Genomic DNA, 25,152 nt, shown 5'->3' with positions numbered 1-25,152 from the left:
ATACTTGATAGAGTAAACCCATGTAACAGGTAATTTTAGGAATTTCTTCATAGTTGCGAATAATTTTAATACTATTTTTGAGACAATTGTTTACAATTAAAAATGTACTCTCAATAGATGTATGTATGTAAATCTACTAAATGCCGTTGACCTTCATCTAGCCGCGATAAGTTTTTTAAACTGCGGACTATTTCGCGTGTGCTTTCAGTTCCCAATGTCATGGAGTTAAGTATTTTTGGTAGATCAGTTTCCAAAAATTCTAAATCAATTTCTCTAGCTACAGCTTGGACTTGAGTGGGTGGATTAGGAATAGCTTCTGGATATGTTATTAGTAGTTTTAATAAATTATTAACATAAGTTTTGGCATGGACTACATTACCTGAAATAAAGTTAACAGGATTATTAGTTATATGAGCTACACCAGCTAACATTCGACCTAAACTTGACATTTTCTCGCCTTGAATCAGTTTTATTTGGGATTCATTTTCTTGCACTTCTAAAAGGCGTTTTACTTGTTGAATTAGCTGGTTTAAAGCATCAGCTAAAGTACCAATTTCATCTTTTGTGGTGACAGGTGCTTGTAATTTAAAATTAGCTCCTTTGGTAACTCTTAGGGCTATCTTTGTGACTGCATTAATGAGATGGGCAATAATTCTACTAGTGTATACAGCTAAAACTGTGGCAATGGCTACTTTCAGTAGCATATTAGCAATAATGATCTACGCTTGCAGTGCTTCTGCCTGACATTGGTCTATATCAACCTGTTCTTGTTGTGCATTAACTGTTTGTGTAAACTCAGTTAAATCATGGGAAAATCTAAAAAAGTTCTGTGCAGTTGGACTTTGGTAAAAATTCCAACTTAACTGTTGCGATTTGGTTAATGCTTCTGGTTGAGAACCAAGTTGAGAAATTTGCTGGTTCAAATCGCTGAGTTTTTGGATATATTCACTGATGTCACGGTTGTGTTTCTGGAGTATAAACCGCAAATGATACTGGGATTCAAGGAGGCTAAATTCTTTTAGCTTGGAAAACAAAGTTTCAAATTCTTGGAGATGCTCCTGAAACTCCAAATCTACGGGATGGAGATTTGGCTGTGGAGTTATAATTGGTGTTAGTTATTACTGATGAACTTGAATTTCTAACAGCAATCCTTGTAAACTAGTCAGCCCAGCTTTTTCCTGATCTGCCAAGAGAATATTGTCTCTAGCACCTTGGAAGTAGCGCTCGCCTATCAACAAACCACCCGTTGTCCCCAAAACCGCAATTCCCAGTGACAAAGCATATCCAGTGACAATTTTTTGTCTAATACTGAGTGCGTTAAAAAATTTTCGCCGCCTTTTACATGAACTTGATTCAGATTTATACTTCATTGTATAACTTGCCGTTGAACTTTTATTTTTGAGACGTTTTGACAAAAAATGAAGAATTCAGCAGCCAGTCATCCTCAGTTACCAGTTACCAGTTACCAGTTACCAGTATTTTTACTGCTCACTGTTGACTGAGTTGGGGGAACATTCAATACGCACACTTATCTTAGTTTAGCAAAATCAGGTTTTTTTTGCCCCTGATCACTGGAATAGAGAGATCATAAATTTACGAGGGATGGTGTATTACGGCGATTCGGATCAAAAACTGTTCACTTTAGGTGGTGTACGTACTTGATGAAAAATATTATGATTCAGAATCATCTGATTTTAATTATCGGTTTTCCTACAACGCCGGTCGCCATCCTGCGGGAAGCCGCGCAAACCGCGTCTACAAGTCGGGAAACCCTCCCACGGCGCTCACCCTAGCCCCTACACCCTTTTCATTCCTACCTTTTGCCACTGACCACCGACCACTGACAATTCTAATTTTTTCTATTCATGCCACTTTCCCGCATAGTTACAATCATTGTCGGTCTGATTATCATTCTGGGGTTAGCCCTGTGGCTAATTGATTCGCTGTCTCGGCTTTACTGGCAGTTATCCTATTCTCCCGTATTAGGTAATCTGCTGCTGTTGTTGTTAATTCTACTTTTAGGAGGATTGCTTGCGGCTTTTATCTATTATGTGTTGGTTCTGAGGTCTGGTGAGGAAAAATCGGGCCGTAATCGTAGACGAGTTACTCCGGTACAAGTTCCTGCGGCTAAATCTGATGCGGCTTCTTCTACTCTCCAAGCTGTGCGTCAACAGGTAGCGCAAATTCAAGATGAAGTGACTCGTCAAGCTTTACTCAGTCGCACTAAGGAAATCGAAGCCAATTTAGCACGGGGTGAAATTCAAGTAGTCGTGTTTGGGACGGGGAGTTCGGGAAAAACTTCCTTGGTGAATGCTATTATAGGGCGAATGGTGGGTGAAGTGAATGCACCAATGGGTACAACTCAGGTGGGTGAAACCTATTGTTTGCGTTTGAAGGGATTGGAACGGAAAATTTTAATTACGGATACACCAGGGATTTTAGAGGCGGGGGTAGCAGGAACAGAAAGGGAACAACTGGCCAGGGCTTTGGCGACGGAAGCTGATTTACTGTTATTTGTGGTAGATAATGATTTACGCCGTTCTGAATATGAACCACTGAAGGGTTTAGCGGAAATTGGTAAGCGATCGCTCTTGATTCTCAATAAAACTGATCTATATATACAGGACGATCAAGAAGCCATTTTATCCAAGTTGCGTCAACGGGTACGGGAATTTATCGCTAGTAATGATGTAGTGGCGATCGCTGCAAATCCCCAACCTGCAAAATTAGAAACCGGCGAAACTTTCCAAGCAGAAGCAGATATTGTCCCCCTATTGCGACGCATGGCTTGTGTATTACGCGCTGAAGGTGAAGATTTAGTTGCAGATAATATTCTCTTACAATCACTACGTTTAGGTGAAGAAGCCCGCAAACTAATTGATTCCCAGCGTCGTCGTCAAGCTGATAAAATTGTTGCCCGATACCAATGGATCGGGGCAGGAGTGGTATCTGTAACCCCTTTACCAGTTGTAGACTTACTAGCTACAGCCGCAGTTAACGCCCAAATGGTAGTAGAAATTGGTAGAGTTTACGGTTGTGATTTGAATATGCAACGGGGGCGAGAATTAGCCCTCTCTTTAGGAAAAACTATTGCTGGCTTAGGCATAGTTAAGGGTGCAATTGAATTACTCTCAACTGCTTTGCAACTTCATGTTGCAACTTTTATAATTGGTCGAGCTATTCAAGGGGTGACAGCAGCTTATTTAACCCGCATTGCCGGCAAAAGCTTTATTGAATATTTTCGTCATGATCAAGATTGGGGTGATGGGGGAATGATAGAAGTTGTACAACAGCAATTTCAGATCAATCGCCGAGACGAGTTTATCAAGGTATTTATCCAAGAAGCGATCGCTAAAGTAGTAAAGCCGTTAACAGACAGTGAATAGGTTGTGGGTTGTGGGTTGTGGGTTGTGGGTTGTGGGTTGTAGCGAAAGAATAACCTATTGCAACTGATAACTGTTTTCCTCACTATGTTAAGAAATATTTCACTAATAACATCCCAAAGATATGACTAGGGATATAAAAAATCTTGGTTTTAAAGCTTTAAACTCCCTAATGGAATAAATAAGAAAGGAGCAGCAAAATTCCCAAATCGGTTGATAACGTGATGTATCTAATTAAGCCAGCATATCAGTGTCTTTGCTCTGATCTGATACCGCTTTTCTATCTATAGGCAGAACCCAGCTAAACCCCTCTCCAACTTACTATACTACCTCAGACCCCTACTACCTCAAACCCCTACTACCTCAGACCCCTTATTATGGACAGTAATTAAAATTACAAATCTATTAGTATATGTATTGAAAAAACAAATATTAAAATTTCAGGAATAGCCGTGGCTTAAGTGTATTTAATTTCACCTGACTCCTAATATCCCCCAGAAATCCGAAAAGCAAAAATAGCTTATTATTAGGTCATTGTAGGCTTTTTCATCATGAGAATAGAAATTTGCAAGCAGGAATTTGTGGAACTCAACCTAATTTAAAGTTACAAAGAATTATTTCTCAGTATTCCGGAAACAGCCCGCGAATTCAGAAAAGGTAGGTAACAACTTATGTAGAAATTCCTCAGTAAGGAAATTATGAGCAAGCAAACAGTCAGTCAGTTATTGCAAGGACGCTATCACATCCTTCAAAGCCTTGGTGCAGGAGTATTTGGACAAATATACATTGTTGAAGATGTAGACTATCCAGAAAGACCCAGATATGTTGTTAAACAGCTAAAAGTTAACAACTATCAGTCTAATTCCTATTTTTACTACCTCAAACTGCGTTTTTTTACAGAAACCGAAACTCTCAAGCATTTAGGACAGCATGATCAAATTCCTCAACTTATCACCTGTTTTGAGGAAAATGATCGGTTTTATTTGGTGCAAGAATACATTTCTGGGCAACCCTTATCTGTCGAATTAAAACAGAATCAACAGCAGGGACGCAAATGGGATACAACCGCAGCTATGGCATTTCTAGAAGATGCTTTAGGCATTCTTGAATTTGTTCATTCTCAAGGATTCATTCACTGTGATCTCAAACCAGAAAACTTAATCCGACGCTCTTGTGATGGAAAATTAGTGCTAATTGATTTTGGTTCAATTCAGCCAATTGATTTTAGCATTGATACAGAATTATTGATTTCTCAGATTCCTGTGAGTTCATTAGGTTACATCCCACCAGAACAATTTCTTGGTCAAACACAACCTAATAGTGATATTTATGCTTTGGGAATGATTGCTCTCCAAGGTTTAACAGGTTTAACACCTCTGCAACTAAAAATTAATCCTGCGAATAATGACCTGCCTTGGTGTTGTGAAAATACTAAAATTGATGATTATCTAACCGTTTTTATCAGCCAAATGATTCGCTATAATTATCAAGACCGTTTTCACTCTGCCAGTGAGGCGATTTGGGTATTTGAACAAATCACATGGCAACACCATACAGAAGCAATTATGTCACCAAAGTCTTCAAAAGTTCCTGAACCAAAAGCTAAAATTGTTCCAGTTAAAAATCAAAATAGCACGGTTAAATCAGACCCATTATTAGCAGGAATGCGATGGGGCATCATGATTAATTCTTTAGTAGTTGGCTTAGGAGCATATTCTTTAGCTAGTCAATCTCAACTCCACCCAGAAACAGTAACCTTATCTCAAGCAATATCAGAGTATCAAGCCGGGAATTTAGGAAAAGCAATTAATTTAGCTAAATCAATTCCTCCCTACAGCAATGTATATCCGGAAGCTCAAGATTCAATTGCTGAATGGCAAAAGCAATGGCAAGCTGACACAGAAAACTATTTAGTCGCTGAACAAGCCTTAAATAAAGGTAAATTATCAGAAGCAATGCGTGCTGTTCCGCAAATTCCCTACACTTTATATTGGCGTTCTAAAAGAGAAAAAATACTTGAACAAACACAAGCTAACCTGGAAGCAAAAACAAATGATTTATTAAGTCAAGCTTATGGAAAAGCTAAAATTAAAGATTTCTCGGCTGCTTTAGAATATCTGCATCAAATTCCTCCAGAAACTGCTGCGGGTGCTATGCTGCAACAAAAATTGGTTGAATACAATCAAAAACGACAAATGAGAGCAGGATATTTCTTGCATAAAGCCTACCAAAAAGCATTAGTGAATGACTTTTCTGGAGCGATAAAATTGCTTGACAACGTTCCCCAAGATACAAGTATTTATCCTCAAGCTCAAATCAAATTGAAAGAGTATAGCGAAAAACTCCTACTTAGGGAAAAAATTAAAGGAATTGTCAACCAGACAAAAATGTCTGTTGTCAGTCAACCCAATCTGTTTAGTCAGAAAGATTCAGATGCCAATATCGCATATTTTTCTACACCAGATTATCCAGTAGAAGTGAATATTAGCACTTAGTTAATTTCAACTTGAAATCATTTATTTAAAGATATTTAATAATTTGGATTAGGCATTCGCACAGTTGGTACAATGATGGGGCGATTTTTTGGCTGTGGTAATTGACTTTCTGCCTGTTTGAGTGCTTCTATTGCTTGTTGGTAATCAGGTTTATATTTAATAGCTTGTTGATAAGATGCTATAGCTTCTGGATATTTTTGTAAATTTAATAAAGCGTTACCTCTACTATACCAGCTTTGGTAATGATTTTTCAGATTCTCTAGTGCCTTATTATACAATATAATATACAATTATTGAGCATCTTCACAGTTTTGTAAATTATATTGTGAATTACCTAAATTATACCAGACTAGATAGTCATTATTGTTCACATAAATGGCTTGATTATAAGCTTATATCACTTCTGCATAACCTTGACTTTGATGTAATGAGCATCCTAAACTATACCATGCTTGATAGTTATTAGGATTATATTTTATGACCTGCTTAAAAGAATCAATTGCTTCTGGATATCATCATAAGGTAATGAAGATATTACCCCTAGAAAACCATCATTGAAAATGATTTGGTTTGATATTCACTACTTTTTGATAAACTGCTAGTGCATCTTCATATCTTTGTAATTGTAAAAGTGTGTCTCCTTGTTTATATGATTCCGTGGCATTATCAGTATTGATTTGGTTAAATATGTATATTGATGCCATTCCCCCCATCCTCAGTAAAAAGATTCCTAATGCTAATTTAATCAATACACTTTTTTTAGATTTCTCAGGTTTGATACTATAAATTTGAGCAGCAGGACTGAAGACTATTGTTCCAGAGGGAGGTGTAATTAACTCTTGTAGGGCATTTAAAGCTAGAGTTGCAGAAGCATAACCTTGACGAAAATCATAACAAACCATTTTATCTAAAAATTCTGCAAATTTTGGTGTGACTGTTGTATGACCACGCCAAATAATTTCATCAGTATCTGCATCTTTTGCTGGTGAGGTGATAATCCTGTGATGGCTTGAATGCCAATAATTCCCAAAGCATAAATATCACTACTTAATTTGGGTGTGCCTTGTGCTTGTTCTCCAGGAACATCACCAGGTGTACCAATAGCAACTGTAGATTGAATTTGAGCTGTGGGATTAATTAATTGAGTGGTGATTTCTTTAACTGCCCCAAAATCAATTAAAATTAATTTCCCATTTTCCTCTCGTCTCAATATATTGTGTGGATTCACATCACCGTGAATCACTTTCTGTTGATGGACAAAATCCAAGATTTCTAAAATTTCGTGTAACAGCGAAATGATTTCATCTTAACTTAACTTTTTGCCTGGTGATAATTCTTGACTTAGGTCATGACTGGGAACACATTCTTGGACAAGATAGAATTCTGCATTTTCCTCAAAGTATGCTAAGAGTTGGGGAATGAGATCATGAGTTCCTAATTTGTATAAAACTTGCGCTTTAGTATCAAATAGCTGTCTAGCTATTTCTAAAGTGGCTGTATTACTAGACTTAGGCTTGACTTTCTTGACAACACACTGTGGTGAGCCAGGTAAATGAGTATCATAAGCCACAGAGATTTCGCCAAATCCCCCTCCTCCCAAATGGCTGATAATTTGGTATCTTCCAACAAGTCTGTTTCCTAGCATCTCGGTTGCTGAGTTAAGTACATCATTACAATCTTGCCACAGGGATTCGGGGACTGGGGATAAATCAATTCAAAATTCAAAATTGAAGAATCTATATATTCAATTACGAGTTAGAATTACTAATTAATAATTACTATGATTCCTATTAGTGATAACATTCAGACTTGGAAAAAGCCAATTATTACTTATTGGTTGATTGGCATTAATGTTACTATGTTTTGCTGGAAACTTAAACTTGATCCGATTGAGCAATTAGGTGATTCTGTCAACATTTAGGGGATAATTCCAGCAGACATTAAAGCAGCAATAAAAAATGCAATTTTTTACAATTCAGCAGCTTGGATAGTTGTATTTTGGCGATTAATATCTTTACCTGTATCGCTGTTTCTGCATAGTATTTTTAGTCAAATTATAGGTAATTCACTATTCTTCTGGGTGTTTGGTAAGACTATAGAAATGTTTCTCAGACAACAAAGATATTTATTACTTTATTTAGTCGCGGGTGTTTTTTGTGGAATAGTTCATATTTTTAACGCATCAAAATTAAAAGTTGCATTGATTGGAGCTAATGGTGCGATAACATCTATCTTAGGTGCTTATATTATCCATTTTCCTAAAACTAAAATATATTATTTTTCCCCTTTAATTGTTGTCTTTATTCCTGTGCAAGTTCTGGATTTTTTATATTAATTTCGCTGGTTTCTTCAGCAGTTATTTTATGGAATCGGTAGTTTGAATATCCCTGGTGGTGTGAATCATCTTAGTTATTGGGGGCAGTGTGTCGGATTAGTGACAGGTGCGGCTTTTATGCGAATGGTGCAACGACGGTAAAATAATTCGTAATTCGTAATAGTGCCTCTAGTCTTGCTAGAGATAGATAATTAGATTAATATAAAAGTATTAACGGGACTTAAACAAAAGTTAAGAGTAAAAAGGAGTATAATGGGATTTTGGTGTAGCTTTCACCTTAAAAGAACCTGATGAAAGAAACCACTGCCCCAGCAATGGCACCATGGTTTGAAAGATGGTGTCATTTGATGATGTATTTACTCATCAAGCGCAGAAAAAAGAGAGTTTAGACATTATTTGGGGGGATGATTGGGTGAAAGTGAGAGAAAAAACCTATTTCAAATGGCAGAGAATGCCCTAGGGGTGACCTACCACCGATTACACCACTTTTTAACTGAAGCACCTTGGTCCAGTTCCCAAGTCAATGAGCGTCGGGTAGAGATTATGAACAAGTGTAGTCAGAGGAGAATCACCAGAGGATTTAGCTTAATAATTGATGATTATGACCATAGAAAAAGCGGGAATTTTAGGGATGGAGTAGGAAGACAATATATTATATATTGATTGGAGAAATTGGGAAAAGGGACAATGGAATAGTAGTAGTAACAACACATCTATATGATATGATAGCAGTAAAAGCTTACCATTACATATAGAATTATATCACCACGGTGATTCTTGACCCAAAGGGAAACAAGACCCTCTAGTTGAGAATAAACCTGAGTTAGGAATTAAATTAATACATCTGACCTTAAGCCGTGGTTATCAACCAGGAATAGTAATTATAGATGCTCGATATGGCCACAATACATCTTTCTTATTGAAAGATAGAGAATCGGAATTGAAAGTATTGAGAAGGATTAGCTAAAAATCCCAAAGTCCTTGCCAGTGAACAAGAGGATAGTCCACAAATAATTAGGTTAGATGAATTAGCACAAAGTTTACCCCAAGAGGCTTTTACAGACATTCAACTGGAGTTAGATAAACCCAAAACATTATGGGTAGTAACTCAAGAAGTAGAAATATCACCCTTAACTGGAAAGGGCAATATTGCTATCGTCATCAACGGTTCTACTTTCTCCCAAGCCACTGATATTGAGTACTTTATGACCAATGTTTCTTCATCAATTGTCACACCCCAATGGATAGTTGATACATATTCTCAAAGAAATTGGGTAGAAGTTGTTTACAGGGAAGCCAAGGGATGTTTAGGACTCAACGAATATCAAGTTGGAGATAACAGCAGTTGACTGCGCTATTTTATTTTGGTTTTCTGTGCCTACACTTTTATTCTTTGCCATCAGTGGACTGGAGGATTAAGACCAAGGTGGGCTAAGAAACTTTTGAATACTTTCACTGAAGCTTTAGAAGCGTTGAGAACAGCCATATCTTTTCTATTTATTGATTGGTTCAACTGGAATCCGGACGTGTTTCCTTCTTATCAAGCCAGTTTGGGCTACAGTTGGGCTTGATTTTTATTTACGTCCCGTTAATAGTTCCTAAACTACAGCGATCTCTTGGGGGATATGTATTGATTAGTTAATTAGCCGTTAGTCAAAAAAGCCTCCCAAATGGGAGGTTGAAAATATAGCTGAGATAAGTTGGACACTTAAATCAACACCACAGCGATTGCACCTCCTAAAGCCGCAGAAATACCGGAAACAACCGCTGTTGCAAACAACCACCAAGAGGCATTAGCAGCTGCTTTGCGCGTTTCCTCGGCTTGACGCTGTGCCTGATGTTTCACCTGTTCTAGCCGATGCTGCGCTTCGTGCTGTAGCTGTTCAGCCCGTTGTAAAACAGTATTTCGGGCGCGTTCAATTTGGTCAATAATGTGTTTAGCATCGTCCTCAGAGATATCCTCACGAGAACTTAAAATAGCTATCAAGGTATCATGATTGAAAGATGAGAGGCGATCGCGCAATGCATCAAACCCGGCTTGGGGATCTTCAAACAATTGGCGGATATCATGCTTAATGGCATCATAATTAAGTTCCGGGCGTTCTAGAGAATTAAGATAATTGCGAATACTGGCAAAAATCCCCTCAATTACATCTTGAATACGTCGTTGAATACCCCGAACCTGTTCTACAAATTGATCACGCACGAGGATAATATTATCAGCAATTCTCCCTGCTTCTTCATCACTTATATCTTCCCGGATTTTCAACAACGCAATAATTGTGTCTCTGTCGAAATGCGAGAGGCGATCACTCAAACTTTCCATCCCCACTCGTGGATCATGCAACAATAATTGCACATCCCGCTTAATGCCTTCGGGGTTCAATTCTGCTTTACCAGTTAATCGTAAATACTCCTGCAAATAAGTTTGAAAAGTTTGTATTCTTTGTTGTGTCCTGCTTGCTAACCGACGCGGCGCACGGATAATATTTCTAATTGATGTCTGTACACTATCAATAATTTGATTAACTTGTTCCTCACTCAAATCTTGACGTTGAGTCAACAACTTCACCAAAGTATCCCTGTCAATGTGCGATAAACGGTGACGCAGTGCGACAACACCTTCTCTGGGATGTGCAAATAACCTAGTTAAATCTTGCTGAATAGCTTCAGGATTCAATTCTTCCTTACCAGTATTTCGCAGATAATCTGCAATAGTAGAGGTGATAGAATCATATTGTTCTTTTGCTTTTTGTGGTGTGTGGAGAATACCACCCCATATTTCTTCCACCACGTCAATAATTTGATTAACTTGTGCTTCATTTAAATCTTGGCGTTGACTCAACAATTGCACCAAAGTATCTCGGTCAAAGCGAGACAACCGCGCCTGAATAGCCATAATTCCCCCTTGGGGGTCTTCTAACAGTCGTTTCAGATCAGTGCGGATAGCATCAGGATTTAATTCTTGCCTACCCGTGTTACGTAGATATGATTCAACATTCAACCACAGAGTTTCCACTTGATGTTGTGCCTGTTTGGACATGCTGAGAGACTCTAACAACACGCGATCACGCTGCATTTCCAACTCATCTAAAATCGGGTCTAATTCCCACTCCTGAATATCATTACGTCCTAACAGGATTTCTCCCATTTGTTCCCGTTCAACTTGTGCTAATCGCCGGGATAAAGATTGATAATCTGCCTCTGAATCTGCTAACAAAGGTTTAAAATTTTCCTCAATTCCTGCTGATGTCAAGTCTGCTTTAGGAGTCACAAGTAAATAACTTTCAACTCTTCTTTGCAAATCTTGGACAATCTCTCTTTCTTCCTGGGCAATTACTGTTATCAATACTTCATTTTTTACTGCTACCAATTGATCAGCAATTTCCTGAATTTGACCTTGAGTTAACAGTCCCTTGGCTTGCAAAATTTTGACAAAATCTTGACGGGTAATTTTCTCTAATTCGCTACGTATTACACCAGGATCAGCAGCAGGATCATAGATCACATCTCGAGATTCTTGAACAATATTCTTCGGACTTAATTGCCAAGGATGGGTATTGAGTAAGTAATTTTCAATATCAGCGCGAATTGGATTATAAGGCTGTTGTATAATTTGTTTTGTGAATTTTTCTCTAGCAGTAGCTAGGGAATCCCAAATTTTTTCTACATCTAAATCAGACAAATCTGCCCTATCTAAAACTACCGCACTCAGTGCTGATATTGCCTGTTTTATCATACCAGGCTTTTGTTCTGTTTCTTTGGAAGAATGAATTTCTGTAATTAACTGGTCAAGTTTAGCATTGAGTTCGTCTGTTTTAGTTTGTCCTGGCGGCAGGGATTTGAGATAATCAACCAACTCAGCCAAGCGCTTATTTGCGGGTACGTTATGAGTGATTACTTGTTGCCAAGCATCATATAAAGAATCAGCGACACGGTTAACTTCTCGTTTAGATAAATCCGTGCGACTGCTGACTAAATCAATAAACCGCTGACGGTCAATATTACGGAGGTCTGAACTACTGGCATAGGCTTTAAATTGCGGTTCACTCAGTAACCTTTCAAATTCAGAACGAATCCTCGATATATCAATTTCTGGAGGACGTAGCTTTTCTATGTACTCTTCTATATTTTGGCGAATATTTGCTGGTGTCAATGCACTCCCTAACTCCCGCCGCACAGCCGATGCAGCCGCTTCCGCCGTTGCCACCACTTGCTGATTTACAGCCCTAGTACCCAAAGCAGCCGTAGCAGTTCCCATAATCGCCTGAAAACTAGAAGTGGCCGTATTCACGACCGAACCAATTAAAGATCCTACCGTAGTTGTGCTGACCCACATTAGTAATAAAAAGTATGCACCCCAAATTACCAAGCCCAAAATTGCACCTAATCTGGGATCTAAAATTAATAGACTCAATTTTACAGCCAAGAAACAAGCTATGAATAAAGCAACTGTTACCGTAACTAAAGTCCAAATTCCCAACCTCGTCCCAATTTTGCGAATCGTACCCCCGAAACTTTCAACTTCCTGCGACTCTGACGGATGCCCCAAATAGGAAATCCCAGCGGCAATTGAGAGATTTGTTAACACTAATTGGAAGGCAAAAGCGAGAATTACCCCAGAAATTAAAGCCACAAAAAAGCGCGGACCGGAAGTAAGAACCGATGCCTGTGCTGGTGTGACGTTGGGGGTGTTTACAGGTATTTGTGCCATCCACCACAATATGTACATTTCCTGCATGATTTATATTTCCTGCCTCTAAGTTTCTCTTTAAACTTAAATTTGCTTTCATTAAGGATTTAGTTGTATCTATGTATGTCAATATTCAAGTACCGCAGCTTTCAGAATCCAGTAAATGAGCCGTTTTTAGCATCTCTCTTAAGTTGGATACCTTTATGTAACGCTAGATAGACCTTGAATAGACCTCTTGCAGAATTAATTTTATGTTATAGTCGGGGTTGTCTTTGTTTTAGCCAAAAGTTAGAGTTACACGGTTATCTTTGAATTAGCGAGCCCAAAGAACACCAAAAATACATAAAATCCAAAAAAAAAAGTATATATCATACCACATAAACAATTTTGCAAGAGGTCTAATATTATATTGTGATTGTTAATAAGTGTTAAATTCTGGAGAATTTTCAGTAAGATATTTTTACTTAGTAAATCATAGATTTTGAATTTTCTCTGACCTAAATCATGAATTAATTATCGGGATTTCCACTTATTTATAATTAAGTGTCTTGTCACCCTCTCCAGGTGGATTTTTTCCTGCAAATCAGTTCCTGATTATCTTCCATAAGAGTGCCTCTAGTTTGTACCTATAGGCATAAAGTGGCTTTGTGTGCAGAAGGTAAATTTAAGTTAAGCATTAAATTGTTTAGGATAAAAGATTAAAGATTTCAAACTTGCTGAACTTTGGAGGCAAAACATGGAAACTCGTTCTTCTACCGATATACCACCAGTTGCTAAAGCATATAATGGAGTAGATCGTAACGCCTTTATCTTTGGTTGGAATCCCCAAGCTGAATTATGGAATGGACGCTTGGCAATGATTGGATTTTTAGCCTACCTGCTGTGGGATTTAGCAGGCTATAGCGTTCTCCGTGATGTCCTGCACATTATGAGATATTAGATCAAATAAATAGGGAAGTCAGAATGCAATTACAGCAGAATTTCTAACTCTTGAATTCTGTTGTAATTATCTCTATTTAACGTAAGTTACTAGTTATTCAATCAAGACTAAATAAAGGGAATTTTGAAGATAAATTAGACTAATACAGCAGGAGTCAAGAGTCAGGAGTCAGGAGTAAAATTTTCTTGCTGTCTAGGGTTCAATTTAGATTCTGTACCTCATTAATATACTATCTGCTGTAATTCCTAACTAGCAACTTCGGTTATCCACTTAAACGGTTAAATTGCAATTTTCATACTCATAGATCAAACTTAATCAAAACATATAAAGCGGCAGTTACAAGTTGTAATACAGTAATGGGAATTCCATAATGGAGAAAAGTTTGAAAAGAAATGTGTTTCCCATGCTGTTCAGCAATACCAGCAGCGACAATATTAGAATATGCTCCCACTAAAGTACCATTTCCTCCCAAAGTTGCGCCAAACATCATTGCATAAAACAAAGGTAAAACTTCTAGAGGAAACTGTCCTTGGAAATCTGGTGCTAAAACTTCTACTGCTGCTAATCTCACATTGAGAATATATTATTTCAACAAAAGAACCATTGCGACAACTAACAGAATATTGGGAACAACCCTGGATAATATCCCCACCGCAAATAACAACAGTATAGAACCCAGCAGAATATTTGTACCTAGAAAAACTCCTAACAGGACGTAAATAAAAATCAAGCCCAAATGTAGCCCAAACTGGCTTGATAAGAAGGAAACACGTCCGGATTCCAGTTTAACCAATCAATAAATAGACAAGATATGGCTGTTCTCAACGCTTCTAAAGCTTCAGTAAAAGTATTCAAAAGTTTCTTAGCCCACCTTGGTCTTAATCCTCCAGTCCACTGATGGCAAAGAATAAAAGTGTAGGCACAGAAAACCAAAATAAAATGGCGCAGTAAACTGCTGTTATCTCCAACTTGATATTCGTTGAATCCTAACCATCCCTTGGCTTCCCTGTAAACAACTTCTACCCAATTTCTTTGGGAATATGTATTAACTATCCATTGGGGTATGACAATTGATGAAGAAACATTGGTAATACAGTAGCCAATATCAGTGGCTTGAGAGAAAGTAGAAGTGTTGATGAGGATAGCAATATTGCCCTTTCCAGTTAAGGGTGATATTTCTACTTCTTTAGTTACTACCCATAATGTTTTGGTTTTATCTAACTCCAGTTTAATTTCTGTAAAAGCCTCTTGGGGTAAAGTTTGTGCTAATTCATCTAACCTAATTATTTGTGGACTATCCTCTTAGTCACTGGCAAGGACTTTGGGATTTTTACCTAATCCTCCTAAATACTTTCAATTCCGATTTCCTATCTTTAATAAGAAAGATGTATTGTGGCCATATCCAGCATCTATAATTACTATTCCTGGTTGATAACCACGGCTTAAGGTCAGATCTATTAATTTAATTCCTAACTCAGCTTTATTCTCAACTAGAGGGTCTTGTTTCCCTTTGGGTCAAGAATCACCGTGGTGATATAAATCATATATCTAATGGTAAGCTTTTACTGCCATCATATAGATGTGTTGTTACTACTACTATTCCATTATCCCTTTTCCCAATTTCTCCAATATATTTTCTTCCTACTCCATCCCTAAAATTCCCAGTTTTTCTATGGTCATAATCATCAATTATTAAGCTAAATCCTCTGGTGATTCTCCTCTGACTACACTTGTTCATAATCTCTAACCGACGGTCATTGACTTGGGAACTGGACCAAGGTGCTTCAGTTAAAAGTGGTGTAATCGGTGGTACGTCAGTCCTAGGGCATTCTCTGCCATTTCAAATAGGTTTTTTCTCTCACTTTCACCCAATCATCCCCCTAAATCATGTCTAAACTCTCTTCTTTCCCCTTGATGAGTAAATACACCATCAAACCTTTAACACCATCTTTCAAACCATGGTGCCATTGCTGGGGCAGTGGTTTCTTTCATCAGGTTCTTTTAAGGTGAAAGCTACACCAAAATCCCATTATACTCCTTTTTACTCTTAACTTTTGTTTAAGTCCTGTTAAAACGCCTGATAAACGTTTAATAACTCCTGTTTTATGTAATCCACCAATTAATACAAAAATACTCATAAAGAATATTAATGTACTCCAATCTACATCTTTCAAAAAATTATTAACTGAATCAATTCTACTTTGGTACGCTAGTAATAAAGCTAAAGTTACACCTAATAAAGCTACAGATGTAGGGGAAATAGGAGTTGGTAAAGATTCGCCAATTACGAAAAATATCAACACCACAGTTACGATAACCCCACCCATCATTAAAACTCGTGGATGATTAATTTGTGGCTGGGGCAATTCTGCGAGATTATCTAGATTTGTATTCCAAATTCTATAAAATTGGTAGTATTCCTACTACAGTAGGAACAGCAAATACTCCCGCCAAACTCAATTCTCCTAAATAATATATAAAGCTAATATTGACAGCATCACCAAGAATAAAGGTGGCAGGGTCTCCTACTAAAGTTAATAATCCTGCGCTATTAGCAGCAAAAACTATCACAATTAATAAAGGTACAAAATTAACTCCTATTTCTTGTGCCATTGGTGGAATTAACGGTGCTAATAACATTAGCGTAGTTGCGTTAGGTAAGACAGCACAAATTGGGGTAACTAATGCCACAAGACCTATTAGTAATCTTTTGGCAGTACCTTGAGCAAGAATGACTATTTGTATCGTGATATAACTAAAGATATTAGTAGGTTCAAATGCCCTAACTAAAACTAGTACTCCAAAAATAAACCTAATGTTCCATGACCTTTGCCAATGTAACCAACAGCTTCTGGTAAAGTCATAATATTAGTTAGAACTAATATTAATGCCCCTAGTAAAGCAGCAACAGTTCGATTAACCCATTCATTCTGTCATGATGACAACAATGACAGCGATAAATCTGATGATACTTAGGACACCTTGGTAATTCTCCATACTATATTTCCTCTCATTGCATTTGCATGGAGAGTATAATAATTGCCTAAATAATTGAGGACAAGAATTAGGAATGAACCGGGAAAATCAGATTAACATCACACAAGGATATTCTCGTGACCATTGTCCAGACTTAAAACAATGTATATTAGATTTACTAGTAAGTAGTGACGGAGATATACCCTTATTTTTTAGAGGAGCATCAGGAGATGAATCAGATAAAGCAGTATTTGCTCAAATCTTGGTGGAGTATGACAAACAAATAGATTTTGAAGGTATAATGGTGGCTGATAGTGCATTATATAGCGAAATTAATTTAAAATTAATGTCGAACATGAAATGGATAAGTCGAGTACCCTTATCCATTGAAAAAGCCAAAAACTTGGTCAAATTATTTACCAGTACAGAACTGAAACCAAGTGAAATCAAAGGATATAGCTATCAAGCAGAAAAAGTATCTTATGGGGGAATAGAGCAAAGATGGCTATGAGTAGAAAGTGCAGACAGAAAAAAAGCAGACTTACACAAATTAACCCAAAGCATTCAAGAGGAGTTTCTGAAAATCAGTAGACAAGTAGGTAGATTAGTCAAAGAGGAATTTGAACAGACATCCTTAGCAGAATTAAAAATTAAAGAACTGGCATCAAAATTAAAATATCACAAAATATCGGACTTAGAAATTACTGGTCCGTTAAATAAAGCATAAACAGTACTGTATAAAGTAAGAGGTAAACTAATAGAAAGTCAGGAGTTAATCACCCAACATCATAACTCTTGTGGTCGATTTATTTTAGCAACAAATATTTTAGAGACAAGGGAATTAGAAACCATAGAAATATTGAGAATATATAGAGAACAGCAATCAACAGAAAGAGGATTTAGATTTATCAAAGACCCGTTATTTTTCACCGATAGTCTTTTTGTGAAGAATCCAGAAAGAGTAGAGACAATGATGATGTTAATGGCATTGTGTCTTTTGGTTTATAATCTGGGACAAAAACAATTAAGAATCTCGTTAAAGATGCAAAAAGCTACAGTTAAAAACCAACTGAATAAACCTACAGAATCCCCTACTGTACGTTGAATATTTCAGCGACAGTGGGTTGGGCTGGTTCCCCGACTTGTTAGGGGAGCTCCTCGGAAAGAGGCAGCAACTGGCGTATGTTTTCAAGGGAATCATTTTCTGATTACACAAGGAGTTCATAGGATTCTGAACTTAACAGAGGAACCTTGTCGAATTTTCTAATTCCTACCTACAGCTTGTCAAAAGTATTATTTATTTTCTTAGTTTTCAAATCTCTAGTTCACTATTGCATAGTCTTGTATTTTCATAAGTGATTGAGAAATTCAAATTAAAGATTGTTGTCTAACTACCTTTTTTTACACAATAAGAAAGCTGGAACTTTGACGTGCATAATTTATTTATATTTTCATGGCTACTGGATTTTTAAAAACTATAGTTCTGAAGTGCCTGTAAATGTAGTTTATTTATGCTACTTATTCAAGTGCGGAATGTGGCTTAGAAAGCAATACGGAGCACTTTGCGAATCTGAAACTTGTCAGTTGGTTTGGAGAATGGTCAAAGGGTAAAGGTTTTTTATTCTCTTTCCCCCCTAACCGACAAGTATTATTATTTGTGTATTGGGATTAAAAATCTATGTCTGCAATTATTTCGTGATTAATCAAGACAACTGGGTATACCCAACACAGCACAAGGAAAATCACTACCTAAACTATCAATCAAAGGATGATGGCTAGATTGACAACCTAACACCAGAACATCAGCAGCTTCTAATTCCACGACTTTTTTCAACTCAGTACCTAAGTTGCCAAACCGCAGATGAGATTTAAAATAACTCTGCCATTCTTGGGCTAAGTTTTTGGCTTGCCAAAGAATTTTATCTGCTTGATCTGGTATTGAAGTGGTCATTAACTGGGGTTTTGATTGAGTTAATACCAGTGTTCTTGATTGGGGTACATCACAAGTTGGATACTCTACGGCAAGCTGCTTTTGGGGCATACTTAAGTTATGATCAGAATAACTGCTTGGTTGTTCTTCTAATACATATACAGCCTTGACATTAACTTGAATATTCGTAGCTAAATTGGTTTGATGAGCAATACAAAAAGCAATATCTAAGGCTGTATGACTATTAGGTGAAGCATTATAGCCAACAACTAAATTGATGGACTTTGCTTGCAAATCTTTTTCACTAACGCATTTTTGAGGATCAGGTATTAGTATCATTTGCTCCATTAGGTCATAGCGACCAATGGCACTTTGTAATCTTGCTAAGAATGGCTTAATTCTCACAGCTTTAACTTCTCTCCCTTGAAACGAATCATCAATGAGAAGCAGGGATGACAATTTGAGATTATTGACTTTAGATTTTATTAGATTTATCGGAAATCCAAAATCATCCGTCTAAAATCTAAAATTGATTAAGGAAACCCCAACAACAACTGGTATTACAGCCAAGGTTTTGGAGGTTCCTTCCATTGCCGACGGAGTTAGCTGACGGGCTAAGACTGGAAGGTGTCTCTCAATTAAGATTAGCCCCAAACATTGGTTCCTCCGCTTCAAATTCAGCTTTCATGAATTTGAATTAGGCTACCCACTATAGGAATCCGACTTGATTACTGATAGCGCAGCGTGGCGTAAGCCATATTTACTTGTGTAGGTAGGCAAAAGGTAAAAGGCAAGAGGCAAAAGGGTTTTAGAGGATTCACTTGTACTGAATTTTGTATGGCTACGCCACGTAAGCTATCAAGACTCAAATAGGACTCCTATAGATAATAATACTATTCCATTAGCTTGAGGTAAAGTCAAGTTTAAAAATCTTCAGGTTCTGGTTGTAGAATGCAGCTTAATAGTTGCTTTTTCCAGTTTTTGTCATAAATTTCAGCATTCAAACTTTTTTACCTGGTGAAAATGCACAATGCTGACTGATTTGTAGGTTACATTGAACGCTAGGATTGTACCTGTGAAAGTGTAGGGGATATAAAGGATAATTATAATCAGGACGAACAGAATAATAGCATATCCCTATGTTGTATATCCGCAAATTTTGTAAATCCTCAATTCCGATGAGTTTATCATTAACTATCATTTGTTGATAATGATGATTCTAAAAACCTAAAAACAATTTTTAGATACATTGTCTACACGCTCAATTTGTTAGTAAATAACCATAATTCAAGAATTCCAATTTCTTTAAAATGACTACCACATTATTTCATCTGATACACTCTAAATCATGGTTGTGAGTGTGCCGTTAATTGTCTTAAAACAATCCTTGGTTTTTTAACTTTGCTATTGCATCTTCAGCAGCAGCTTTTTCCGCTTCCTTCTTGTTTTTTCCTTTCGCTTCTCCGTATTCTTTACCATCTACTAATACTCTAGCTATAAATTCTGGTGCGTGAGATGGTCCCCCTATTTGTTCTGTTACATATTTTGGAGGATTTGCACCAATTTCTTTTTGTACCCATTCTTGAAAACGATTTTTTGAATCTACATTTGAGCGAGGTTCTATAATATCTTCTGATACGGAATCAAATAGTGGTTCTATAATGGTGCGAATTGGTTCAACTTCACAGTTGTTATCTAAATAATAAGCACCAATCACTGCTTCAAAGGTACTACTGAGTAAGTTAGGGTTTTGAAAACCTCCATCTCTAATAGCGCCTTTCCCTAATCGCATTCTAAAGTCTAAACCTACTTCAATTGCAAATTTTGCTAGTTGTTTTTCTTCTACTAAGGCCGAACGACGACGAGTTAATTCGTCTTCTCCTTTTTGGGGATAACGACGATAGAGATATTGTCCACTGATGAAGTTTAGAATAGCATCACCGAGAAATTCTAAGCGTTCGTTGTGTTCTCCTTCTCCTGGGTTTTCGTTGACATAGGAACGATGGGTGAGTGCTTGACACAGGAGTTTCTCTCTATTGAAGGTGAGAAGTTTGTGCATTTTGGTATTTTATCTTTTGTATTAATGGCAATAGTTCATTTTCTCTAAATATGAAAAAACTGCAAAATGCGTTTATCATAAGCCATTTAATTCAATCAAATGGTTTTATTAAAACAAATTCAGGCAGGTAGTTTGTCTAATGGTAAAAAAAAAATCCTGATTTTGTCTGATAATTTTACCTTCTTTGACAACCATATCAACAAATTGTCCAAAACTTTTAAATTCTCTGCCATTATCTGTTGGCAAAATCTGGATACAACATGATGGAACTGAAATTGGTATAGCAGATGAATTAGTTAAATTAGAAGTACCAAGAGAATAATTGTTTTAGCTTTCCATGAACCTTTGGTGAGACAATATACAGGTTTTGCAGTTGGTTAATTCTAGATATTATTTTCCCATATTCCTGACTGCTTCAAAAAGTTGGGGATCTAATCTGTTAGATTACAGGAGAAACCCTACTTGAATCAAGCTATAAATCAGGAAAGTATGTAAAGATATAATCTGATTCGGTAACACAATTCGTTTGATTGCATATCCGAAATCAACAGGGTAACTTTGATAAAGTTCACTGTAGCATTCTCAGTACTTATCTAATAAGTTAAAGATCCAATGATCAAAGATTACTGCTTTTACACAAAGGTGGTATTTTTATTTATTGATCATATTTAATACAAGAGTGTGCGACTTCTATAACTAACAAGATATCTGAGCCTTAAGGGTGAGATGACCAATAATCATCATCTCGAGTTTTAACTATGGAAAAATCTGGTTCTGATTAGCTTTTTGGTGGTATGGTAATGGGAGATTGAGATTGTAAAGTTACTGTATTCCCTATGAGTTGTGCAAGTTCCTTTAATAATTTTCTTAAACAAGTTTCATGCGCTCTACCTTTTGCTACCATTTCTATCAGTTCTCCATTGATTAATTCAATGTGATCATCTTCATGAAAAAGGCCCATTTCTGTAAGTTTGTGATATTCTTCTAGGGTGAAGCGTTTAGCCTGAATGGTAGTCATACATTTTGCTCCTTTTGGGAATTGCCATTACATATATTCTAAAAGTTCCGAAAATTGCTATGCTAAAAATATAATAACTATTAAGGAAACAATGCCTGCGCCTACTATTACCCCGACAATGACTGCTTTTCCGCTGACTGCTGTGGTTGGTCAAGAGGCAATTAAGATAGCTTTGCTGTTAGCAGCGGTAGATCCCGCTTTGGGGGGTGTGATAATTGCAGGCCGTCGAGGTACGGCTAAATCTGTGATGGCGCGTGCTATTCACGCTTTATTACCACCTATTGAAGTTGTTCAAGGTTCTGTTAGTAACTGTGACTCGAACCACCCGGAAGAATGGGATGATAAGCTCTTAGCTGAGGAAAGACACGAGATAGAAAGGGAAATTATCCCTGCACCTTTCGTCCAAATACCTCTTGGTGTGACGGAAGATCGACTTTTAGGTTCTGTGGATGTGGAACAGTCGGTTAAACAAGGTGATACGGTTTTTCAACCGGGTTTGCTGGCCACTGCTCACAGGGGTGTGTTGTATGTGGATGAAATCAATTTATTAGATGACCAAATTAGTAATCAGCTTTTAACGGTATTGTCTGACGGACGTAACCAAATTGAACGGGAAGGGATAAGTTTTCAACATCCTTGTAAGCCGTTGTTTATTGCGACTTATAACCCAGATGAAGGGACGCTAAGAGAACATTTATTAGATAGAATTGCGATCACACTCTCAGCAGACGGAGTTCTGGGTTTAGATCAAAGAGTCCAAGCAGTTGAACAAGCGCTCGCCTATTCTAAATCTCCTCAAGAATTTCTGCAACAATACAGCGAAGACATCGACTCACTCAAAACTCAAATTCTCCTTGCACGGGAATGGTTAAAAGAAGTCACCATTACCCAAGAACAAATTATCTATCTTGTCAATGAAGCCATTCGCGGTGGTGTAGAAGGACATCGCGCAGAATTATTTGCAGTGCGTGTAGCAAAAGCAGCAGCAGCATTAGAAGGACGCAACACCGTCAACGCCGAAGATTTACGTCGTGCTGTAGAATTGGTCATAGTTCCCAGAACAACAATTATTCAAACCCCACCACCAGACCAACCACCACCACCCCAAAGTCAAGACGATTCAGAAGAGCAGCAAGAAGACGAACAGGAAGAACAGGAAGAACAACAAGAAGAACAGGAACAGCAAGAACCACCGGATATTCCCGAAGAGTTTATCTTTGATCCAGAAGGAGTAATTCTCGACCCAACTGTGCTGTATTTTACCCAAATGGCACAACGTCAGGGTAAATCTGGTAGTCGCAGTATGATCTTCTCAGACGACCGGGGACGTTACATCAAGCCGATGATACCCAAAGGCAAAGTTAAACGCATTGCCGTAGATGCCACATTAAGAGCCGCAGCGCCGTATCAAAAAGCACGACTAGCTAGACAACCAGACAAAAAAGTCATTGTCGAACAAGGAGATATGCGTTCTAAGCGATTGGTAAGAAAAGCTGGTGCTTTAGTAGTATTTGTGGTTGATGCTTCTGGTTCAATGGCTTTAAATAGAATGCAATCTGCTAAAGGTGCAGTTATGCAACTCTTAACCGAAGCCTATCAAAACCGTGACCAAGTATCTTTAATACCCTTCCGGGGAGAACAAGCAGAAGTTTTATTACCCCCTACCCGTTCCATTGCTTTAGCCAAGAATCGGTTAGAAAGATTACCATGTGGTGGGGGTTCACCTTTAGCACATGGTTTAACTCAAGCCGTGCGTGTGGGGATAAATGCCCAAATGGGAGGAGATATTGGTCAAGTTGTTATCGTAGCAATTACTGATGGTCGTGGTAATATTCCTTTGGCTCGTTCTTTAGGTGAACCCCAAGAACCAGGAGAAAAGCCTGATATCAAAGCCGAATTACTAGATATTGCAGGCAGAATCCGCGCTGCTGGTATGCAATTATTGGTAATTGATACAGAGAGTAAGTTTGTCTCTACTGGCTTTGCGAAGGAATTAGCCAAAACAGCCGGAGGTAAATATTATCACCTACCCAAAGCAACGGATAAAGCTATTGCGGCTATGACGAGGGGAGCTATAGCGGATATAAAATCGAGATAATGAGTCATTAGTCATTGGTAATAGTTAACAGTGAACAGTGAAAAGACTGATAACTGTTAACTGAATTAAGCACTTAAGACTTCTGACTCCGCTTGTGGTTGCAAATAGCAAATCAAATCTTTCACACCTTTGTGTAGATAGCGCGTAACTGTCATTGGACTAGTACCAATTTTCTTAGCTGCATCCTTGCGAGTCAGTTCTTTAACTAATACCAACTCAACTACTATCCGGCGCTTATCATCTAACATACTTATAGCCCCTTGGAGTTGTAATCTTTCCTCTTCTTGTTGCTGAAGCAGAGCAGTACGGAGACAAGGAAGAATATCACCTAAAGTTATTTGATAATCAACGTAGTTAGCTGTAGTTGCATCTAAACTCAAAGGTATCCGGTTTTGAACAGCCAATTTACATTCTTGCCATTCTTGTAAAGAAATGTTAAGTTTGGTGGCGATATCAATTTCTCTAGGAGGACGACCTAGAGATAGTGTGAACTGTTTACGAATTTTTTGCCCTGCATTGTAAAGTTCTTGCCAACGACGAGGAATTTTTAGTAAAGTAGAGTGATCGCGCAAAAAATGCAGCATCTCCCCACGAATATAAGGTATAGCAAAGGAACTGAACGCATATCTCTGGTGAGGATTGAAACGCTCAATAGCCCTAATTAAACCCAAATAACCAATTTGTTCTAAGTCTTCATAAGGCTCATTACATTGATGGATAAACTTATAAGCCATCTTCCGTACTAAGCCCTTATGCACTTCTACAAGTTGATTACGTAGTTTGATTGAAGGATTTTGGTGGTATAAGTGTATTAGCTCCATACCATCATACTGCACAGAGGACTCACTTGCTGCCATATCAATTCCTTTGTAGTAACTCCTTATTCAAAATGAACAGAGTTAGTATAATTTGTTTAAGACTGTCATTATTCTCCTTAGATCAGGCTAAATAAACCATAGTCATTTCACTGAAATTATTTTAAATTCAGCGCATGCTTCCGTAAGCATACGGAATGATTCCCATTTCTATATGTGTTGCAAGAGGACACGTGCTACACCTGAAAGGTTGGCAGCTAGATGAATTGTGGCCCGTATAAAAGCAACTGTATAAAGACTTACAAGTAGGGCTTGCTGATAGCGTAGCGTTAAGCCATAGAAACGGAAAACCTGGATAAATTAATAGTTTAAGGGTTATTTAAGGTGGATAAGATGCAGGAAATAAGCCT

12 protein-coding genes, 8 pseudogenes and 1 riboswitch are annotated in these 25,152 nt (G+C 37.6%); of the genes and pseudogenes, 8 read left to right on the top strand and 12 right to left on the bottom strand.

The genetic code is table 11. The annotated features are described in order from the left end of the window. Positions 1-110: 110 nt before the first annotated feature. From AAZO_RS39830 to AAZO_RS39820, 3 genes are all read right to left on the bottom strand, one after another. Entirely contained in the window at positions 111-704 is a 594-nt protein-coding gene (locus tag AAZO_RS39830; protein WP_228371355.1) for a HAMP domain-containing protein, read from the bottom strand. A 15-nt stretch (positions 705-719) separates the two neighbouring features. After that, a complete protein-coding gene (locus AAZO_RS39825; RefSeq protein ID WP_228371354.1) occupies positions 720-1,034 on the bottom strand; it encodes a hypothetical protein in 315 nt (104 codons plus the stop codon). An 84-nt stretch (positions 1,035-1,118) separates the two neighbouring features. Further along, the gene (locus tag AAZO_RS39820) at positions 1,119-1,370 is read right to left on the bottom strand and encodes a hypothetical protein (RefSeq protein ID WP_228371353.1); all 252 of its coding nucleotides are present in this window, start codon (positions 1,368-1,370) and stop codon (positions 1,119-1,121) included. A 495-nt stretch (positions 1,371-1,865) separates the two neighbouring features. On the opposite strand from AAZO_RS39820, the gene AAZO_RS21865 reads away from it, so the two are divergent. Then, on the top strand, positions 1,866-3,386 hold the full coding sequence (locus tag AAZO_RS21865; protein WP_013192851.1) for a YcjF family protein: 1,521 nt from the start codon (positions 1,866-1,868) through the stop codon (positions 3,384-3,386). A gap of 695 nt (positions 3,387-4,081) precedes the next feature. Continuing rightward, positions 4,082-5,878, top strand: a complete 1,797-nt coding sequence (locus AAZO_RS21860) for a serine/threonine protein kinase (protein WP_013192850.1) — start codon at positions 4,082-4,084, stop codon at positions 5,876-5,878. Positions 5,879-5,913: 35 nt separating this feature from the next. Here the strand turns inward: AAZO_RS21860 and AAZO_RS21855 are convergent. Beyond that, positions 5,914-7,523: pseudogene (locus AAZO_RS21855) on the bottom strand (protein kinase domain-containing protein). A gap of 135 nt (positions 7,524-7,658) precedes the next feature. Here AAZO_RS21855 and AAZO_RS44215 point away from each other — a divergent pair. Beyond that, positions 7,659-8,354: pseudogene (locus AAZO_RS44215) on the top strand (rhomboid family intramembrane serine protease). Between the two features lie 149 nt (positions 8,355-8,503). Further along, positions 8,504-9,784, top strand: a pseudogene (locus AAZO_RS31870) (IS701 family transposase). Between the two features lie 137 nt (positions 9,785-9,921). Here AAZO_RS31870 and AAZO_RS21845 read toward each other — a convergent pair. Beyond that, a complete protein-coding gene (locus AAZO_RS21845; protein WP_013192849.1) occupies positions 9,922-12,954 on the bottom strand; it encodes an MFS transporter in 3,033 nt (1,010 codons plus the stop codon). Between the two features lie 688 nt (positions 12,955-13,642). Between AAZO_RS21845 and AAZO_RS21840 the strand changes: the two genes are divergently transcribed. Continuing rightward, positions 13,643-13,846 (top strand): chlorophyll a/b-binding protein, encoded by a 204-nt coding sequence (locus AAZO_RS21840; protein WP_013192848.1) that lies wholly within the window; start codon positions 13,643-13,645, stop codon positions 13,844-13,846. Between the two features lie 298 nt (positions 13,847-14,144). Here AAZO_RS21840 and AAZO_RS21835 read toward each other — a convergent pair. The 3 pseudogenes from AAZO_RS21835 to AAZO_RS21825 form a co-directional block, all read right to left on the bottom strand. Beyond that, positions 14,145-14,558, bottom strand: a pseudogene (locus AAZO_RS21835) (transporter); the annotation flags it as partial. Between the two features lie 14 nt (positions 14,559-14,572). Then, positions 14,573-15,838 (bottom strand): annotated as a pseudogene (locus tag AAZO_RS31865) (IS701 family transposase). A 77-nt stretch (positions 15,839-15,915) separates the two neighbouring features. Further along, positions 15,916-16,843 (bottom strand): annotated as a pseudogene (locus AAZO_RS21825) (ArsB/NhaD family transporter); the annotation flags it as partial. Between the two features lies 1 nt (position 16,844). Here AAZO_RS21825 and AAZO_RS44210 point away from each other — a divergent pair. Next, a pseudogene (locus tag AAZO_RS44210) lies at positions 16,845-18,089 on the top strand (IS1634 family transposase); the annotation flags it as partial. 432 nt (positions 18,090-18,521) lie between these two features. Here AAZO_RS44210 and AAZO_RS21815 read toward each other — a convergent pair. Both AAZO_RS21815 and rnc read right to left on the bottom strand, forming a co-directional pair. Continuing rightward, positions 18,522-19,211, bottom strand: a complete 690-nt coding sequence (locus tag AAZO_RS21815) for a universal stress protein (RefSeq protein ID WP_013192847.1) — start codon at positions 19,209-19,211, stop codon at positions 18,522-18,524. 117 nt (positions 19,212-19,328) lie between these two features. Continuing rightward, a riboswitch (cyclic di-AMP (ydaO/yuaA leader) is annotated at positions 19,329-19,445 on the bottom strand. A 682-nt stretch (positions 19,446-20,127) separates the two neighbouring features. After that, positions 20,128-20,811, bottom strand: coding sequence for a ribonuclease III (gene rnc, locus AAZO_RS21810; RefSeq protein ID WP_013192844.1), 684 nt, complete (start codon positions 20,809-20,811; stop codon positions 20,128-20,130). A gap of 226 nt (positions 20,812-21,037) precedes the next feature. Between rnc and AAZO_RS31850 the strand changes: the two are divergent. Continuing rightward, a pseudogene (locus AAZO_RS31850) lies at positions 21,038-21,192 on the top strand (element excision factor XisI family protein); the annotation flags it as partial. Between the two features lie 397 nt (positions 21,193-21,589). On the opposite strand, the gene AAZO_RS44205 reads toward AAZO_RS31850, so the two are convergent. Next, positions 21,590-21,829, bottom strand: a complete 240-nt coding sequence (locus tag AAZO_RS44205; protein WP_420807034.1) for a Uma2 family endonuclease — start codon at positions 21,827-21,829, stop codon at positions 21,590-21,592. 91 nt (positions 21,830-21,920) lie between these two features. On the opposite strand from AAZO_RS44205, the gene bchD reads away from it, so the two are divergent. Beyond that, entirely contained in the window at positions 21,921-23,927 is a 2,007-nt protein-coding gene (gene bchD / locus AAZO_RS21800) for a magnesium chelatase ATPase subunit D (RefSeq protein ID WP_013192842.1), read from the top strand. Between the two features lie 65 nt (positions 23,928-23,992). Here the strand turns inward: bchD and AAZO_RS21795 are convergent, their stop codons facing one another. Then, positions 23,993-24,784 carry an RNA polymerase sigma factor SigF gene (locus AAZO_RS21795; RefSeq protein ID WP_013192841.1) on the bottom strand — a complete coding sequence of 264 codons (792 nt, stop codon included), beginning with the start codon at positions 24,782-24,784 and terminating at the stop codon, positions 23,993-23,995. Positions 24,785-25,152 lie beyond the last annotated feature (368 nt).

Origin of the sequence: 'Nostoc azollae' 0708 (genome assembly GCF_000196515.1) — a bacterium.
Classification (GTDB): Bacteria; Cyanobacteriota; Cyanobacteriia; order Cyanobacteriales; family Nostocaceae; genus Trichormus_B; species Trichormus_B azollae.
The sequence above is the reverse complement of the archived record's forward strand: the minus strand, read 5'-3'. Positions and strand labels throughout refer to the sequence as shown.